At 60.0% G+C, this 17,115-nt stretch carries 13 protein-coding genes; 5 read left to right on the plus strand and 8 right to left on the minus strand.

Features of this window, described 5'->3' with window-relative positions:
• Window positions 1–176: 176 nt before the first annotated feature.
• Window positions 177–980 carry a SirB1 family protein gene (locus QOL84_RS14520; RefSeq protein WP_283437640.1) on the plus strand — a complete coding sequence of 268 codons (804 nt, stop codon included), beginning with the start codon at window positions 177–179 and terminating at the stop codon, window positions 978–980.
• A 51-nt stretch (window positions 981–1,031) separates the two neighbouring features.
• Here the strand turns inward: QOL84_RS14520 and QOL84_RS14525 are convergent, their stop codons facing one another.
• The 4 genes from QOL84_RS14525 to hmgA all read right to left on the minus strand — a co-directional run bounded on the left by QOL84_RS14525 (window position 1,032) and on the right by hmgA (window position 5,827).
• Window positions 1,032–2,402 carry an MFS transporter gene (locus tag QOL84_RS14525; RefSeq protein ID WP_283437641.1) on the minus strand — a complete coding sequence of 457 codons (1,371 nt, stop codon included), beginning with the start codon at window positions 2,400–2,402 and terminating at the stop codon, window positions 1,032–1,034.
• Between the two features lie 164 nt (window positions 2,403–2,566).
• Window positions 2,567–3,202, minus strand: coding sequence for a maleylacetoacetate isomerase (maiA, locus tag QOL84_RS14530; protein ID WP_283437642.1), 636 nt, complete (start codon window positions 3,200–3,202; stop codon window positions 2,567–2,569).
• Between the two features lie 12 nt (window positions 3,203–3,214).
• Window positions 3,215–4,519, minus strand: coding sequence for a fumarylacetoacetase (gene fahA, locus QOL84_RS14535; RefSeq protein ID WP_283437643.1), 1,305 nt, complete (start codon window positions 4,517–4,519; stop codon window positions 3,215–3,217).
• Between the two features lie 3 nt (window positions 4,520–4,522).
• Window positions 4,523–5,827, minus strand: a complete 1,305-nt coding sequence (gene hmgA, locus QOL84_RS14540) for a homogentisate 1,2-dioxygenase (protein WP_283437644.1) — start codon at window positions 5,825–5,827, stop codon at window positions 4,523–4,525.
• A 164-nt stretch (window positions 5,828–5,991) separates the two neighbouring features.
• On the opposite strand from hmgA, the gene QOL84_RS14545 reads away from it, so the two are divergent.
• Window positions 5,992–6,774, plus strand: coding sequence for an IclR family transcriptional regulator (locus tag QOL84_RS14545; RefSeq protein ID WP_283437645.1), 783 nt, complete (start codon window positions 5,992–5,994; stop codon window positions 6,772–6,774).
• 21 nt (window positions 6,775–6,795) lie between these two features.
• Here QOL84_RS14545 and QOL84_RS14550 read toward each other — a convergent pair whose 3' ends face one another.
• The 3 genes from QOL84_RS14550 to QOL84_RS14560 all read right to left on the minus strand — a co-directional run bounded on the left by QOL84_RS14550 (window position 6,796) and on the right by QOL84_RS14560 (window position 12,669).
• A complete protein-coding gene (locus QOL84_RS14550) occupies window positions 6,796–9,345 on the minus strand; it encodes a LuxR C-terminal-related transcriptional regulator (RefSeq protein WP_283437646.1) in 2,550 nt (849 codons plus the stop codon).
• 139 nt (window positions 9,346–9,484) lie between these two features.
• On the minus strand, window positions 9,485–10,852 hold the full coding sequence (locus QOL84_RS14555) for a DUF1329 domain-containing protein (RefSeq protein WP_430458718.1): 1,368 nt from the start codon (window positions 10,850–10,852) through the stop codon (window positions 9,485–9,487).
• A gap of 23 nt (window positions 10,853–10,875) precedes the next feature.
• Window positions 10,876–12,669: a DUF1302 domain-containing protein gene (locus QOL84_RS14560; protein ID WP_283437648.1), complete on the minus strand. Its 1,794-nt coding sequence runs from the start codon at window positions 12,667–12,669 to the stop codon at window positions 10,876–10,878.
• Window positions 12,670–13,347: 678 nt separating this feature from the next.
• Between QOL84_RS14560 and QOL84_RS14565 the strand changes: the two genes are divergently transcribed.
• The 3 genes from QOL84_RS14565 to QOL84_RS14575 are packed head-to-tail and all read left to right on the plus strand — an operon-like array spanning window position 13,348 to window position 16,061.
• Entirely contained in the window at window positions 13,348–15,525 is a 2,178-nt protein-coding gene (locus tag QOL84_RS14565) for an S-type pyocin domain-containing protein (RefSeq protein WP_283437649.1), read from the plus strand.
• Window positions 15,515–15,778, plus strand: coding sequence for a bacteriocin immunity protein (locus tag QOL84_RS14570; protein ID WP_129389283.1), 264 nt, complete (start codon window positions 15,515–15,517; stop codon window positions 15,776–15,778). Before QOL84_RS14565 ends, QOL84_RS14570 begins: the two co-directional genes overlap by 11 nt.
• Window positions 15,779–15,797: 19 nt before the next feature.
• Entirely contained in the window at window positions 15,798–16,061 is a 264-nt protein-coding gene (locus QOL84_RS14575) for a bacteriocin immunity protein (RefSeq protein ID WP_283437650.1), read from the plus strand.
• A 44-nt stretch (window positions 16,062–16,105) separates the two neighbouring features.
• Here the strand turns inward: QOL84_RS14575 and QOL84_RS14580 are convergent, their stop codons facing one another.
• The gene (locus QOL84_RS14580) at window positions 16,106–17,017 is read right to left on the minus strand and encodes an SDR family oxidoreductase (RefSeq protein WP_129389280.1); all 912 of its coding nucleotides are present in this window, start codon (window positions 17,015–17,017) and stop codon (window positions 16,106–16,108) included.
• Window positions 17,018–17,115: the final 98 nt, after the last annotated feature.

Genomic DNA, 17,115 nt, shown 5'->3' on the forward strand with positions numbered 1-17,115 from the left:
CCCGAATCACTTCTTGTAGAACGCCAGTATAGGCTCGCGCCTGAAAATTGCTGGAGCGCGCCGGAATAAGCGGCGCTGCTAACGATGGCTTTACGGCATATCTCGCCGCCCTTGCCGCGAGCCACTGGACGAATCTTGCGCACGGGGCTAAAACGAGGCATTCCCCGGAGATTTCAATGAGTCCGCGCCAACGCTTTTTCGAGTGTCTGCACCGTTCACCGCCCGCGCTGCTGGAAGCTGCGCTGTGGATCGCGGCCGAGCATGAGAAAGAGGTTGATCCCGCTGCACTCCTGCTGGATTTCAAAGAGCTGCAACAGAAGGTCAGTTACGGCTTGCCCATGCTATCGGTCAGCGAACTGGCGCAGCCGCTGCTGCGGCGCATGATTGAATTGGGATTCGCTCAGGACGACTTCCTGCCATTGCGCCCACAGGCGGCGTTACTGCATAAAGTCTTGCAGACGCGACGCGGTCAGCCTTTGGCGCTGGCACTGATTGCTCTGGAACTGGCGCATGGTCTGGAGATTCCGCTGGTCGGGGTCAATTTTCCCGGGCACTTTTTATTGCGCGTACCCGGCGCGGATCATTTGCTCGATCCTTGCGGCGGTCGACGCCTGTACCCGAATGATTGTCGCGAGCTGTTACAGCGCCAATACGGGCCGAACATGAAGCTCTCCGCCGAGCACTTGCTGACCGCCTCACCCCAGCAGATGCTCCAGCGCCTGTCGCGCAACCTGCGCCAGTTGCACCTGACGCAGGACGACTTTATTGCCGCGCTGATCGACGCCGAACGCGTACTCGAACTGGGCAACGGCGCTGCCGCCGATTACCTGGCGCGGGCCAGTCTGTATCAGCGGCTGGATTGCCCGAATGCCGAACGTTTCGACCTTGAGCATGCCCTGCTGCTGAGCGACGACCCGATCCAGCGATTGCGCCTGACCGAACGCCTCGGCCACCTCCCGCCCAACTCCGTGGTCCACTGAATACCCTGTGGGAGCTAGCCTGCTAGCGAAGCAGGCGGCTCGGTCTTTCAGTTAAACCGCGTTATCGTTCTTCGCTAGCAGGCTAGCTCCCACAGGAGATTGCGCTGTGTCGGCAGGCGAACGCACCTGAATGATCAGCAGTGCTGCAATGACAGCCGGAATCGCACAGAAGAAGAAAATCTGCTCCACCGGAATGTGCATCGCCAGCAGCAGGCTGCCAAACAGCGGCCCGAGAATCGAGCCGAAACGCCCCACGCCCAGCGCCCAACCGGTGCCCGTGGCGCGGACATGCGCCGGGTAGAAATTACTGGCGAACGCATTCAGCGTCAGTTGCCCGCCGATGATGCAGAAGCCGGCGGCAAACACGCAGGCCACCAGATAACGCGGATTGTCGTGATTGAGCCCGAGCAGAATCGTGCACAACGCAGCTCCGGCAAGCACGCCGGATAACAGGCGAACTTTGCGTTTCAAACGGTCGGCGAACCAGGCCATGCAAATCGCCCCCAGAGTACCGGCGAACAGAAACATCGACGTCACCAGATTGGCTTCGTTGAGCTTCAGGCCACTTTCCAGCAACAGCGTCGGCAGCCAGCTGATCATGAAATACAGCAGGATCAGGCTGACGAAAAACGTCGCCCAGATCAGCAACGTCGGGCGCGCGTAGCCGTTGCGGAACAACTCGACCACAGTCAGTTTGCTGCCCTGCTCGCGCTCGTTCTGTTCGACGGAGGCAATTGGCGGTTGCCAGTCCGGCAGCATCCGCGCGGTGACTTTGCACAGGCGCGCATACGGTGGCGCATCACGCAGCAGGCGTGGCAGCGATTCCGGCAGCATCCACCAGAGAAACGGGAACAGCAGCAACGGCGTCACGCCGCCTGCAAGAAACACCGCCTGCCAGCCGAACTGATCGATGAACCCGGCCGCGACAAAACCACCCGCCGCACCGCCGAAAGAAAAGCCGCAGGCGGCCAGTGTCACCATCAAGGTGCGCAGGCGCGGCGGCGAATATTCCGACATCAACGCCATCGCGCTGGGCATCGCACCGCCCATGCCGATGCCGCAGATGAAGCGCGCAATCATCAACGTATTCAGCGAATCGGCGAACACCATCAGCACTGTGAGGGTGGCGTAGATCAGCACGCAGGCGAGCAGAATCCGGCGTACGCCGAAACGGTCGGCCAATGGCGTTACCACCAGCGAGCCAATGGTCAGGCCCAACAGGTTGGCGCTGAAAACAGGTCCGAATGCGGCTTTTTCCAGACCCCAGTCCTGCGCCAGTGCCGGGACAACGTAACCGAGTACCTGCGCGTCATAGCCATCGGTGACGAGCAGCAAGGCGAGCAGGATCAAGAGCAACCACTGATAGCGGGACACAGGACGGGCGTCGAGTGCCGCGCGGAAGCTGGCAATCTGGTTATGCATCGCAAGGTACCTGTTTTGTTTTTATGATTTTTTGCTGTGGCAACCGGATCGTTCCCACGCTCCGCGTGGGAATGCCGCCGGGGACGCTCTGCGTCCACTGTGACGCAGAGCGTCACCGGATGCGTTCCCACGCAGAGCGTGGGAACGATCAGTCACAATTTTGGTTACGGGGTGTCAGGTTGATTCGCGGGATGGGCTTTGATGAATGCCGGATGCTCAGCCGCCAATGCAGCAACGCGGCGAATTTTTGGGTACGCCTCCAACGAAACATTGAACCGCTCAGCCGCATACAACTGCGCAATCAGATACACATCCGCCACACACGGCCACTCGCCGAAACAGAAACCGCTATCACCAATCAACTGCTCCACCGTCGCCAACCCCTGGTGGATCCAGTGGCTGATCCACTCCACCACCTGCGGCTCTTCCTGCCCCGACTGGCGCAGACGATTGAGCACACTGACGTTGTGCAGTGGATGCACATCGCAACCGATCACCGCCGCGACGCCGCGCACATGGGCGCGGGCAACCAGATCTTCCGGCAACAACGGCACCTGTGGATAACGCTCCTCCAGATACTCGATGATCGCCGGCGACTGAATCAGCAACTCGCCATTATCGGTGCGCAGCGCCGGCACGCGCCCCTGTGGATTGATCGCCAGATACGCCGCTTGCCGATGCTCGCCACCGGCCGCTGCGATCAGGTTGACCGGCAAGGCCTGATAGTCGAGGCCCTTCAACGCCAGCGCGATGCGCACCCGGTACGACGAGGTCGAACGGTAGTAGGTATAGAGATCCATGAGCCGCTCCTGTCAGCGCGCCGCGAGCACTTTGCCGCGGCATTCGCCGAAACCGATCGAGGCAAAACCGTCACGGGCACAACGCGCACGGAGGATGATTTCGTCACCGTCTCCAAGGAATTTACGCACTTCGCCAGACGCCAGTTCGATCGGCTTTTTACCGCCCTCGGTGATTTCCAGCAGGCTGCCGAACTGACCGGTTTCCGGGCCGGACAAGGTGCCCGAACCAAACAGGTCACCGGCCTGCAACTGGCAGCCGTTGACGCTGTGATGCGCAACCATCTGCGCGACGGTCCAGTACATGTAACGGGTATTGCTCAGGGTCAGGCGATGGGCCGGCAGATTTTGCTCGCGCATGGTTTCGGTGAGCAACAGCACTTCCAGTTCGATGTCGAAGGCACCGCCGTCCTGATCGCGTTTATCGAACAGATACGGCAGCGGCTGCGGATCACCTTCAGGACGCGCCGGTTGCGCGGTGCGAAACGGCTCCAGCGCCTCTGCCGTGACGACCCATGGCGAGACGCTGGTGATGAAACTCTTCGACAGGAACGGCCCCAGTGGCTGGTATTCCCAAGCCTGGATATCGCGCGCCGACCAGTCGTTGAGCAGACAGAAACCGGCGATGTGATCAGCGGCGTCACCGATGGCGATCGAATCGCCCATCTCGTTGCCCTGGCCGATCCAGATACCCAGTTCCAGTTCATAGTCCAGACGTGCGCACGGGCCGAAGGTCGGCTCGCTCGCACCCGCTGGCAAGGTCTGACCTTTCGGCCGACGTACATCGGTTCCGGAGGCGCGCACGGTAGAGGCGCGACCGTGATAACCGATCGGCACGTGCTTGTAGTTCGGCAGCAGCGGGTTATCCGGGCGGAACAGTTTGCCAACGTTTTGCGCGTGTTCGATACCGACGTAGAAGTCGGTGTAATCGCTGATGCGTGCTGGAAGATGCAGTTGGCAATCGGCCGCCAATGGCAGCAGTTTCGCGCCTTGGGCTTCGATGTTGCCGCGCAGGGTGCTGCCTTCGCTGAACAGTTCCAACAGGCGCGTACGCAGGGCAACACGCGCCTCGCGACCGAGATCGAAGAACGCGTTCAACTGTCCGCCGTGCATGGCTTCCACTGCACTGCGCGCAGCTCCGTCGAACAGGCCGGCTTCCAGCGCCACTTGCAGATCGAAGATGTGTTCGCCAATCGCCACGCCTGCACGCGGCGCCGAACCGTTGGTGCTGAACACACCCAACGGCAGGTTCTGCAACGGGAAATCGCTGTGGCCGTTGGCTGAAGCGACCCAGCTACGGGTGATGGAATTCTGCGTCATGGGTTATCTCCGGGTCGGGTCGAACGTGGCGGGCAAAGTGGCCCAGCAGGCGTCGTAAGTAGATTGCAGTTGCGGGCAGTCGAGGGCGAAGCGGCTTGGGCGCAGCACTTGGCTGGTCTCGAACATGAAGGCCATGGTGTTGTCGATCTTTGCCGGTTTGAGTTCGGCGTTGATCGCTTTGGTGCAGGTCTCACCGTCCGGGCCGTGTGCGCTCATGCAGCTGTGCAGCGAGGCGCCACCGGGCACGAAGCCTTCGGCCTTGGCGTCGTATTCGCCCTGGATCAGGCCCATGAATTCGTTCATCAGGTTGCGGTGGAACCACGGTGGCCGGAAGGTATTCTCGGCAACCATCCAGCGCGGCGGGAAGATCACGAAGTCGAGGTTGGCCAGACCATGCACGCTGGTCGGCGAGGTCAGTACAGTAAAGATCGACGGATCCGGATGATCGAAACTCACCGTACCGATGGTGTTGAAACGGCGCAGATCGTATTTGTACGGCACGTTATTGCCGTGCCAGGCGACCACGTTCAGCGGCGAATGATTGAGTTCGGTGGCCCACAACTGGCCGAGAAACTTCTGCACCAGTGTGGTCGGTTGCTGGAGGTTTTCGTAAGCGGCGACCGGGGTCAGGAAGTCGCGCGGATTGGCCAGACCGTTGCTGCCGATCGGCCCCAGATCCGGCAGGCGCAGCGGCGCGCCATGGTTTTCGGCGACGTAACCACGCGCCTGCGGGTCGAGCAATTCCACGCGGAACTTCAGCCCGCGCGGCAGCACAGCGATTTCCAGCGGCGCGACCTCCAGCACACCCAACTCGGTGGCGATACGCAGACGGCCAAATTGCGGCACCAGCAGAAGCTCGCCGTCGGCGTTGAAGAACACCCGTTCCATCGAACGGTTGGCGACGTAGTTGTAGATGCTGATCCCGGCCGGTTTTTCCGCTCCAGAGTTAGCCGCCATGCTCACCAGACCGTCAATAAAATCGGTCGGCTCGGCCGGGATTTCCAGCGGATTCCAGCGCAGGCGATTGGGCGTCACTTCACCCAACGGACCGCCCGCCAATTGACGTTCCAGTTTGACGAAGGCCGGGTGATTGGCCGACGGCTGAATGCGGTACATCCAGGTGCGGCGCGCTTCGCTGCGGGTCATGGTGAACGCAGTGCCGGAGAACAATTCGGTGTAGAGGCCGTACGGGGCTTTTTGCGGGGAGTTCTGGCCGACGGGCAGCGCGCCGGGCAACGCTTCAGTGCTGAATTCGTTGCCGAAACCGGACTGATACGCCAGCGCCTGAGCGGTTGAATCGAGGTTCATGGAGCCTCCTGAACAGGGAGTCGGCAGTGGCCCATCGCTCTGGCTCAGAGGTTTCGGCACGCCGGGGTTGTTATTATCGTAATTCGATTACGCATAACGTAATTTGCTCGCTATCCAGCGTCAAGCTATAAAGACGCCCATTCGTATCGGAACCCGGCCGCACCATGGAAAAAACCAGCGACAGCAACGGCAAACAGAAAGTCCGCTCCGCCGAAGTCGGCACCGACATCCTCAAGGCCCTGGCCGAGTTGTCGCCATCGACGTCGTTGTCGCGTCTGGCCGAGCATGTGCAGATGCCGGCGAGCAAGGTCCATCGCTATCTGCAGGCATTGATCGCCTCGGGATTTGCCGAGCAGAACGCCGCCACCAACCATTACGGTCTTGGCCGTGAAGCGTTGCGCGTAGGCCTCGCTGCACTGAACAGTATGGACGTGCTGAAAGTCGCCGCCCTGCCGCTGGCCGAATTGCGCGACGAACTGAACGAGACCTGCTTTTTGGCGGTATGGGGCAATCAGGGCGCAACCGTGGTGCACATCGAACCGGCGGTGCGCGCGGTGACGGTGGTGACGCAATTGGGTTCGGTGCTGCCGTTGCTCAGTTCATCGACGGGACTGGTGTTCAGCGCGTATTTGCCGCCTCGGGAAACCGATGAGCTGCGCGAACGGGAAATCGCCGTCGCCGATCATCCGCTGAAGGACGACAACGCCTATTCGACGCAGTGCGAACAGATCCGCGCGCGCGGCCTGCATCATGTCCACGGCCTGCTGATGCCGGGAGTCGATGCGTTGTCGGCGCCAGTATTCAATGCCGTCGGCCAGATCGCAGCGGTACTGACAATTGTCGGCCCGACCTCGTTGTTTCACGCTGACGAAAATGGCCCTGCTGCCCAGCGTTTGCTCGCGGCAACGCGCGCGGTGAGCTGGCGCATGGGTTATGACGCAGGCTGATTGACCTCGACGCCAACCTCGTCAGCACAGCCCGAGCACTTTGGCCTTGGCCACCGCTTGGGTTCTGCGCTCCACGCTTAACTTGGCGTTGATCCTGCGCGCATGGGTCTTGACCGTGTGCAGGGAAATGTACAGTTGCTCGGCGATCTTCTGATTGGATTCGCCTTGGGCAATCAGCTTCAACACCTCAACTTCACGCCGGCTCAACAGCGCTTCGGCTGCGACCGCCGGCGTTTCAGCGCAGAGCTCGGCGGCTGCGCGGATCAGCGCTGTATCGGGATGACGCAAGCGCCACTCGAGCAGCGACTGCTGCAACTGACACCGCACCACCAGCGCTTGGCCCTGTTGCAGCGCCCGTTGTGCCAATGACACTTCACCTTTGTGCCAGGCAAGTTGCGCCAGCACCAAGTGCAACTCGGCTTCGAGGCTCAACATGCCTTTTTGTTGCGCGCCGCTCAACGCCTGCTGGATTTCCGCCAGATCAATCAGCGATGGCTGTATTTGCGCCCTGGCCGTGAACAACAAATACTCCAGGCGCGGAATCAGCTCGAGGGTTGCCGGTGGCGCTTGCCGCGCGTGCGGCCCGTGAAAGTGGCGTAAAACTCGGCTCAGCGCTTCATGCGCCAGTTCCGCCCGGCCCTGTTGCAACCAGAATTGACTGCTGACCTGCAGCAACACGCCGCGATACACCGTGTCCGGAATCTGCCGTTGCTGCATCAACCGTTCCGCATCGCGCAGGCGCACAAACGCTTGCGCATAATCCTGCTGATTGGCCGCCAGTTGCGCCAGCCCGAGAAAACCATACAGCACGCGTTTGTCGTGACTGCGCAGGCAGTCTTCCAGCCCGCGCTGGAACCACTCGGCAGCACGCGCTTCGTCGCCCATGCACAGGGCCAGCCTGCCGCGCCGCAACGCGATGCGGCCGAGCAACGGCACCGGGCGATGTTCACGCTGGCACAGCAGTTCCTGCGTGCTGGCCAACAGATCGTCGGCGCGGGCCGGCGCACCGCGCTGCTCCAGCAATTGCGCATGGTCGAGTTCGAGCAAACCTTCGAACAGCAATGAACCCTGAGCGCGCGCCAGGCACAACGCCTCGCGGTTTATGCCATGGGCCAGTTCCAGTTCGCCACAGAGCAAGGCTTGCTGGGTTTGCCCGGACAGGCACAACAGCCGTGCGGGCCAGGCGTCGCTTGCCAACTCGGCCAGCGCTTGGCGGAAATGCTCGCGCGCTGGCGCCATTCGCCCCTGCAAATGCAGCAACCAGCCTTGCAGCGCCTGCCATCGCGCCAGCCATTGCCGCTGTTTTTGTGCCGAGGGTTGCGGGACGAATCGCGACATGTGTTCGATGCTGGCAGCGGCCTGATCAAAACGGCCGGCGAACAGCAGCGCTGCCGTGATCAAGCCGACCAATTGCGGCGAGCCCAACGTCAACTCTTCGCCTTGCTGCTCATGCAAGCGCAACAGCAGCACCACCGTTTGATCATCGAACAGATGCTCGAAAGTGAAGTGCTGCAACAAGCTCACCGCCACTTCGAATTCTTCCGCCAGCAAGGCTTGTTCGAACGCCGAACGCCAGTCCTCTCGCGCGGTAAACCATTGGCACGCGCGCCGGTGCCAGGAGCGCCCCTGTGGCCAGCGCGACTCTTGGATCACGCGGGTCAGCGGCGGAAAAACCTGCAGCCATTCGGCCGAGTCCTGCCAGGGTTCGATAAAACAGCCGAGGCTCTGCAACGCGCGCAAGAGCTGTGCACCGTCCCCGGCACCGAACAGATGCTCACACAATTCATTATTGAAGCGCGGTAAATGCGCCAACACGCGCCAAGCCTCGGCCAGCTCCGGCGACAGGCTGCTGAAGAGTTCGTGTTGCAAGTAATCGAGCAGCGTGTCCACCCGTTGCTGCGGCTGATTGCTCTGCGCCCAGTCGCACTTTTGCAGCAGCGCCATGCGCACGCCGGCGCACCAGCCACCGGTACGTTGCCCAATTCGCCCGGCAACGCTCAGCGCTTGTTCGGCTGGTAAATGGTGCAGCACCTGGGCGATTTCACTTTGCGTGAGAGCCAGTGTTGCGGCTTCACATTCATACAGCTCATCGTCGAGTAGCAAGCGCGGCCAGTTGCACTGTGGCCGCCGCCGCGTGCCGATCCACCAGATCAAGGCCGGACCGCTGATTGCCAACAGTCGATCGAGCCAGGCGTCCAGCGCCGGATCCGGCTGACGACAATAATCGTCGATAAACAGCCACGTCGGTTGCGACCAGCGCGCCAGTGCAGCAAGCAGGCCGGCCTCATCCGTTGCGATCAGGCCCAGCGCTTGCGTCAGCCGCTGAGAGAATTCGCCGCGACTGATCGTGGCCCCCGCCAACGCTATCCAGTGCAGCGAACACTGGGCCGGCGCCTGCAACAGGCATTCGGTGAGCAATGCACTCTTGCCGCTACCGGCCGGCGCGCAGATCAGCCGCACCCGTGCCGCTGACGCCAGTAATGGTTCGCACAAGCGTGCGCGCGCCTGATGATGAGAGGACAGTCGGGGAAGAAATCCGGGGCGATCCAGGCACGGCGTCATGGCGGTCATCAGGTGAGCCTTTTTATCGTTGTGCAGTCACCCTAGCCCTGTCCAGTGAGCTTGTTGACGAGTATTCAGCGCGCTGATTGCCAGCCATAAAAAAGGCGACCGTGCGGTCGCCTTTTGTACAGCCGATGTATCCGAAACGTTACCGAACGCCCTCTGCGCGCAGGGCCGATGGCGTGAAGTCGGCAGCCTTGGCTTCGAAGCCGAACTCGAAGCTGTGTTTCTCTTCGTTCTTCATGCCCAGGGCAATGTAGCGGCCGGCAATGATGTCGTAGAGCGCTTCCAGGGTGTAAGCCTGGGCCTGGTGATCGTAGTAATACTGCGCATGCCCTTCGGCGACACGCCACAGTTGGCCGCGGCCATCGTAGTGATCGACCAGTGCCACCTGCCAGCTGTCCTCGTCGATGTACATGTGGCGCTTGGCATAAATGTGCCGCTCGCTCGGTTTCACCGTGCCGATGACTTCCCAGACGCGGTGCAATTCATAGCGGGTCAAGTCCTGGTTGATGTGCCCGGCCTTGACGATGTCGTCGTACTTGAGCGTCGGCGAATCGAGCTTGTAGCTGTTGTACGGAATGTACATTTCCTTCTTGCCGACCAGTTTCCAGTCATAGCGATCCGGTGCGCCGGAGAACATGTCGAAGTTGTCCGAGGTGCGCAGACCGTCCGCCGCAGTGCCCGGGCCGTCATACGCCACTTGCGGCGCACGCCGAACCCGACGCTGGCCGGCGTTGTAGATCCACGCCAGACGCGGCTCCTTCACCTGATCGAGGGTTTCGTGCACCAGCAGCACGTTACCGGCCAGACGCGCCGGCGCCGTCACCGATTGCTTGAAGAAGGTCAGCACGTTGGCGGCTTTGTCCGGATCGAGATCCTTCATCAACTGCGGCACGGCGATTTCTTCTTCGAAGCGGATCGGCGTGTAGCTGCCGTTGGTCTGCGGCGTCACCTGAGTGATGATGCGTTTGACGTTGCCGCCGTGATAGCGGGTGATGTGGTTCCACAAGACCTCGACGCCGTTCTTCGGAATAGGGAAGGCGTAATAGCGATTGCCGGTGAAATTGGCCAGGCCGTTACCGTCATTGATTGTCGTCACGTTCAGCGCACTGCGCTTGGCCGACTCGTAGATGTCCGCCGGCACGGCGACCGTGCGATGCGTTGGGTAGACCGGGATCTTGTAGGTTTCCGGGTAGCGCTTGAACATCGCCACCTGGCCTTCGGAAAGTTTGTCCTTGTACTTGTCGACGTTGGCCGGGGTGATGGTGAACAACGGTTTTTCGTTGGCGAACGGATCGGCGAGAAAGCCCTTGCTGTCCACCGCCCCGGCGTTCTTCGGAATGCCGCCGGTCCATGCGGGAATCGAGCCGTCAGCATTACCGGCCTTCTCGGCACCCAGCGGAGTCAGGCTGGTGCCAAGCTTGTTCGCTTCATCCGCCGACACCGCCGCCATCACGTTGGCCGCCAGCAGACTCAGGGCGAGGACACCACATTGCAGAATCATTTTGCGCATTGCTTTCATCCTTCTCGGGCAGATCAGAAGTTCACGCCGAAGCTCAGGGCCACGAAGTCACGATCTTCGAGGACGTTGTAGTCGCCACCAAAAAAATCGGTGTAACTGAGGCTCGCGGTGTAGGTGTTGCGGTAGTCGGCATCGACGCCGACGCTGATCGCTTTCGCGCCTTCGTTGAACAGGCCGTTGGGGCCGTAACCGGCGACGTCATGCGACCACGACAGGTTGGGTTTGAGGTTGATCCCGCCGATCACGTTGGCGTAATCGAGGATCGCCCGGGCGCGATAGCCCCACGACGTCGAGGTGACAAAACCGTCGGTGTCGCCACCAAAACCGTACTGGCCGTAGACCGAGTCGCGGCCATAACGTAGCTGGCTGCGCGACTCCAGACCGCCGACATGCACGACCGCCGCTTCACCGACCACGGTCAGACGCTCAGCGCCCAGCACTTGATCGAAAAAGTGCGTGAGGGTGCTCTGGATCTGCGTGACTTCCTTGCGGCGATAGCCCTTGTTGTCTGCACCCGGCGTGGTCACCAGTGGCGATGCTGTGCCAGCGGCAATTGGGTTAAGCAGCGCCAGCGTCAGGTCGTTGGTGTTGACCTGCACCGGTGCGTTCGGCCGATAGCTGATCTCGCCGGTCCAGGCAGTACCGGTGGGCAGCGTGGTGGAAAAGCTCGCGCCATACAGGCGAATGTCTTCCGGGTATTCGAGGTAGTACTGACCGCGTCCGAGCATCACGCTTTGCGCCAAGCCCGAACCGCTGCCAGGCGCCAGGCCGTTGGCGATGCCGACCATCGCCGGCAATGTCGCCAGCGTCGACAGGCCTGCCGTGGTGGTACCGACTGTCGGTGTGCGGCTGTGGTAATTCATGAAATAGAGGCCGTACTCAGTGTCGTCGCCCAGCCAGCGCAGCGCCGTGCCCCACTGCCCGGAATCGCGCGCGTCACGGTCGCCGCCACGGGGAACGACTACGCCCTCGCGGGTCACTTCGATGGGTTGGCCGAACGCCGCTGCCAGCGGTGCCAGCGGCGCAATCGCCGGGCTGCCGACGGTGTAGCCGTTGTTGCAGCCGTCCGCCGCGACGTCGACACCAAAGAACGTGCCGCAGTTGTCGAGAACCGTCTGATCCCATTCCAGTTGATAGAAACCTTCGACCGAAAGTTTGTCGGTGAGGCTCTGCGAGCCGAACAGCATGTTCACCGGAATCAGGCCTTCCTTGATCTCTGCGCCCGGGCGGCGGAAGGCTGAGACGTCGATCGGGTTGATGCTGTTGATCGAGTTGCCGATGAAGGTACTTTCACCCCAGCTCACCACCTGCTTGCCCGCGCGCACGGTACCTGGCAGGTCGGCGATGGTGTAGTTGTGATAGACGAAGGCATCGAGAATCTGCGCACCGGACGACTTCGCGCCCTCCTTGCGGCCACTGTCACTGATCGGCTTGAACTCGCGGTCTTCGTCCTTCAATTCAAAGTCGTACCAATACTTGCCACGCACAAACACACCGGTGTCACCGTACTTCAGTTCGAGGTCGTGGATGCCTTTGAAGATTTTCGAGAACGTCTCGCCCTTCTTGAAGTTCAGGCGCCCGTCATCACCGGTCGAAGATTGGCCCGTGCCACCGTTGACCGTACCGACCAGCGACTTGTCGGCATCGCGCAGGCCCCAACTCGCGCCCACCGACAGCGACGAGTCGAACGTGCCTTCGATTTCCCCGATGTTGAACGAAACCGCGTGCGCCTGGGCGCAGCAACCCAGAGCCACCGCGGCTGCCAGCGCCTGCGGTGTGAAGATGGCGCGCATTGTTGTTTTTGTCATGCGTCTTCCCCGGTGAGTGACAGAAGGCCCCACCCTACTGCCGGGCGAGCAGGTCGATAAGCGCACCAAGGAGGTATTCGCGTTGTCGCTCGAAAGGATGAATGCCCGCACCGCACGGGGCGTTGCGCGCGCCATGGACCGGCTGGATGGACGATCATCAGCGCAATGCATGGTGCGCAATCGGCCACCGGACTGTTGCATGCCCCGCAACAGTGCATGTCCGGAATCGCTATTTTTCCTACAGCCCCAAGCCCTTATTCTGAACGGGCTTTCACGGAATACGTCGCAAAGCACAATGCCAGCTACGCTCAGTCAGCGAAGCGATTGGCAACAGATATCAGGTGAATCGAAGCATTCGGTTGACCGTCCCGCTGTTCACTGACGTTGATTTGTAGCTCCTTGATCCAACGTCTTACCTTGGCCGCTGCGTTTGCAGCGGCCTTTTTTATGGGCGCATGAAATACCTTTCCTGATTTCATGCAGGAAATGTCCGACTCCGTGTAAGAACTTCCCTGGCTTAAAGCCGCCGCGCTGAAACTTCATACTTTATCCACAGCAAAAACCCACACCCCTTCCGGACACTTCCGAAGCACTTTCGCTGTAACTTCAAATGGCAGAGGCAACCAGTTTCTGTGAAGTTTCAACTTCCAAAAAATGCACATTCAAAAGGATATGAATATGCAAAGGCCTCCACCGTTTGAATTAACGGAACCGGTTCATACAATAGGTACGTTGCCGCCGTCGATGCTGCCAACTTCCGGCACAGTCGATCATTACCGCCATGGGGGCACTTTCGGTACTGTGCGAAGTCCGGCGCGTTATCAACCGATACTGCAAAGTTTCATCATCCCGCAAGAACGCGAGTTCAAAAGTAGAACCGAACAGATCCCCCAGACCATTGAAGTGGAACTGGCCGCCACGCGTCTGGAAGAGTCCACACAGCCGTTGCCACCGGCGGCCGCAATCATTCGCGAGTTGGGCGTACGCAACAAACTGATTCAACGCAAGAATCAGCAACTGCAACACCAGACAGCCCTGTCACAGCAGTTTTACGGCAGCGACCCAACTAACAAAAGCGCCGATCAGTTTCTTGCTCGCGCCAATGTCATCGACAACCGCTTACGGCCCGACGGCCCGGGCATGAATCTGTGGAAACAGTCCTACCGCGCGGCACTCGAAGCCCGCCTGCTGACCCAGACGCTGGCGGTTCTGCACCAACAACAGATCAGCGTGCACCAATGGCTCGCAGCGGTACAAGCCAACGACCACACGCAGAACCTCGCAGCAGAAGCCACGCGCCAGGCGGCAGAACAGGCACGAATCGCCGTCGAGCAACAGCGTCAGCGAGACCTGCAGGAACAAGTCCGTCGCCAGCAGGAACAGGCAGAAATACAGGCACGCGAGCAGGCTCGACTGGCGGCATTGGCCGAGGCGCAGCGTGTGGCTGCCGAGCAGGCGCGTGTTGCTGCCGAAGCCGCCGCACAACAAATCGTCGCTGAGAAGAGGCGACTCGAAGTGCTGGCCGAACAGCAACGCCAGACTGAAGCCGACAGAGTCCGTACCGCGCAGGAAGCCCGGCAGAAGACTGAAAAAGCCCGTATCGAACAGCAACAAAAAGCCGATCGATCAGCGAAAAGAAAAAACCAGAAACAGGCACGCCGCAAAGCCCGAGCGCAGGCTCAAGAGCATGCCGAGCGCAAACGCCTGCACGCCGAATGGCAGCAGCAAACCGAAGCGCGCTGGACAAGCCCGACATTCGCCAATGCCGGCGCAGCCGCAGCTTTTGGCCCGACCTTCGCCGGAACACTCGGCATTATTGCCAACCCTGCAACCACGACGGCGGCACTGCAGACCTCGTTGCGCACGGGTGTAGCCCTTGCGGTAGCAGCCGCTTCCACCTTCGCCGTGCCGTTTGTGGTGGGTTTCGCCGCGTTATTGGTCCCCTCCGATCTGGGCAACGGCGATCTCTATTCCGCGAGCGTTCCTCTTGCAGAGCTTGCGCCTGACCTGGCAGTCGATCTGTATCAATTGGCAGCCTCCGGCGGTGCCGTCGATCTGCCGGTGCGGCTTGGCTCAAGGTCGCTGGGCAACCGTGTCGACATTGTCGTCGTCAGCACTGATGGCGTGGTTGTCCCGCACACAGTGCCAGTGAGACTGGCGCGGTTTGATGCGCAGAAAAACCTTTACGTTTCGAGCGCCGCTGACATTGGAGCGAAGGGCCCCACGGTCACTTGGACGCCATTGGTCGCGCCGCTGAATCCTTCGACCGAAGCCCCTCAGGTCGAAATGGATTTGCCGATCTACGAAGGCGCCGAGGTAACCGCCGACAGCGGTCGGATCGATCTCAACCCGGTATGGGATCAATACGGATTCGGTGGCTGGATCACCGTCTTCCCGATCGACTCCGGGCTACCGCCCATCTTCACGATGTTCCGGGATCGAAGGCAGGATCCCGGGGTGGTCAGCGGAATGGGACAGGCGGTTTCGAGCAATTGGTTGGCAGCGGCAAAAACCCCGGAAGGCGCCCCGATCCCGGCGCAAATTGCGCATAAGTTTCGAGGGCGGGAGTTTTCGAGTTTCAGGGCGTTTCGCAGGGCGTTTTGGAAAGCGGTTGCAAATGATGTTTTTCTGGTTGAACAGTTTTCTCGATTTAACAAATTCGACATAAAACGAGGGCTTTCACCGACTGCCTCTGGATCAGAACGAATTGGAGGAAAAATCAAACTAGATATTCATCATATTGAGCCTATTTTCGATGGTGGCTCGGTGTATGACGTAGACAACCTTCGCATACTCACACCCAGGCAGCACATTGAAACCCATTCAAGAATGAGAAAATTAAAAAATGAAGCCTAATAAGAAATTTGAGGAATATACAGAAGCAGAGTACATATCTCTCATCAATCGTTTGGTTGAGGGCGATTACTCATCAGAGAAAGAACACGACGCTATTGTCAACGAGATTATTCTATCGTCTGAGCATCCCAATGGAACAGACGTTCTTTACTATCCCGAGGACGGTACGGACGACAGTCCAGCTGGGGTATTAGAAACTATAAAATCCTGGCGCACTGTCAATGGAAAACCTGGATTCAAAACACAACAGTAATAAAAAGGCAGATTTTTAATTGAAGCTAAAAAATGCGCTAACAGACTATACAGAGGCCGAATATCTAGAAATCATACAGCGCTTATTTAAAGGGAAATTACCTTCGGAAGAACAGCATGACGAGCTTGTCGATCACATCGTAAAAACCTCCGAACACCCGAATGGAACCGGAGTGCTCTACTACCCCGAAGAAGGTATTGAGGACAGCCCAGAAGGCGTATTAGGAGCCATTAAAGCCTGGCGCGCAGCCAACGGAAAACCCGGATTCAAAACCGAGGAATGAAAAAAAAGCGAGCAGGCTTCAACGCCTGCTCGCTTTCGCTTCGATTACAACGAGTACTTCTGCAAATTCGCCATCATTTCCTTCAGCGCCTCGATATTGTCCTTCGGATGCGCCGCCCCTTCGAAATCGCAAATCTGCTGCCAATGCGCGGCAACGTCCTCAGGCGAGAAACCCGCACGCGGATCGAACCCGGCGCCCAGGCTGCGTTCCCAGCGCACTTTGCCCATCCAGCCGCCACCGACTTCGAACAATCCGGAAGTCTCCTGGCACTGTTCGCTCGCCAGGTACACCACCAACGGGCTGACCAGCTCCGGTTTGAGTTGCTCGAACACTTGTGGCGGGATCAGGCCTTCGGTCATGCGCGTGCCGCCGGTTGGCGCGATGGCGTTGACCAGAATGTTGTTCTTGCGACCTTCGATGGCCAGGGTGCGGGTCAGACCATAGAGGCCGAGTTTGGCCATGCCGTAGTTGGACTGGCCGAAGTTGCCGTAGATACCCGAGGTCGAAGCCGTGAAGATCACGCGGCCGTAGTTTTGCTCGCGCAGATGCGGCCATGCGGCGCGGGTGACTTTGTAGGCGCCTTCGACGTGGACGCGATACACCAGATCCCAGTCGGCGTCGTCCATTTTGTGGAAGGTCTTGTCGCGCAGGATACCGGCGTTGTTGACCACCACGTCGACGCGGCCGAAGGCATCGAGAGCGTTCTGTACGAGTTTGTCGCCGTCGGTGACCGAGTCGTGGTTGGCTTCGGCGATACCGCCGGCCTGACGGATTTCCGCGACCACGCGATCGGCAGCGGAAGCATTCGCGCCCTCGCCCTGCGTCGAGCCGCCGAGGTCGTTGACCAGCACTTTGGCGCCCTGCTTGGCGAACAGCAGCGCATGAGCGCGACCGAGGCCACCACCGGCTCCGGTGACGATTACGACTTTATCTTCGAAACGCACAGACTCATTCATCGCGGCAACTCCAGCAGGCCAGTATTGACCCCGAGTGTCAGGCACGCGGCTTTCGGTCACAACGAATACGGCAGAGGCTGAATGGTGCGCGATAAGGT

It is taken from the genome of Pseudomonas helmanticensis (genome assembly GCF_900182985.1).
Taxonomy (GTDB): domain Bacteria; phylum Pseudomonadota; class Gammaproteobacteria; order Pseudomonadales; family Pseudomonadaceae; genus Aquipseudomonas; species Aquipseudomonas helmanticensis.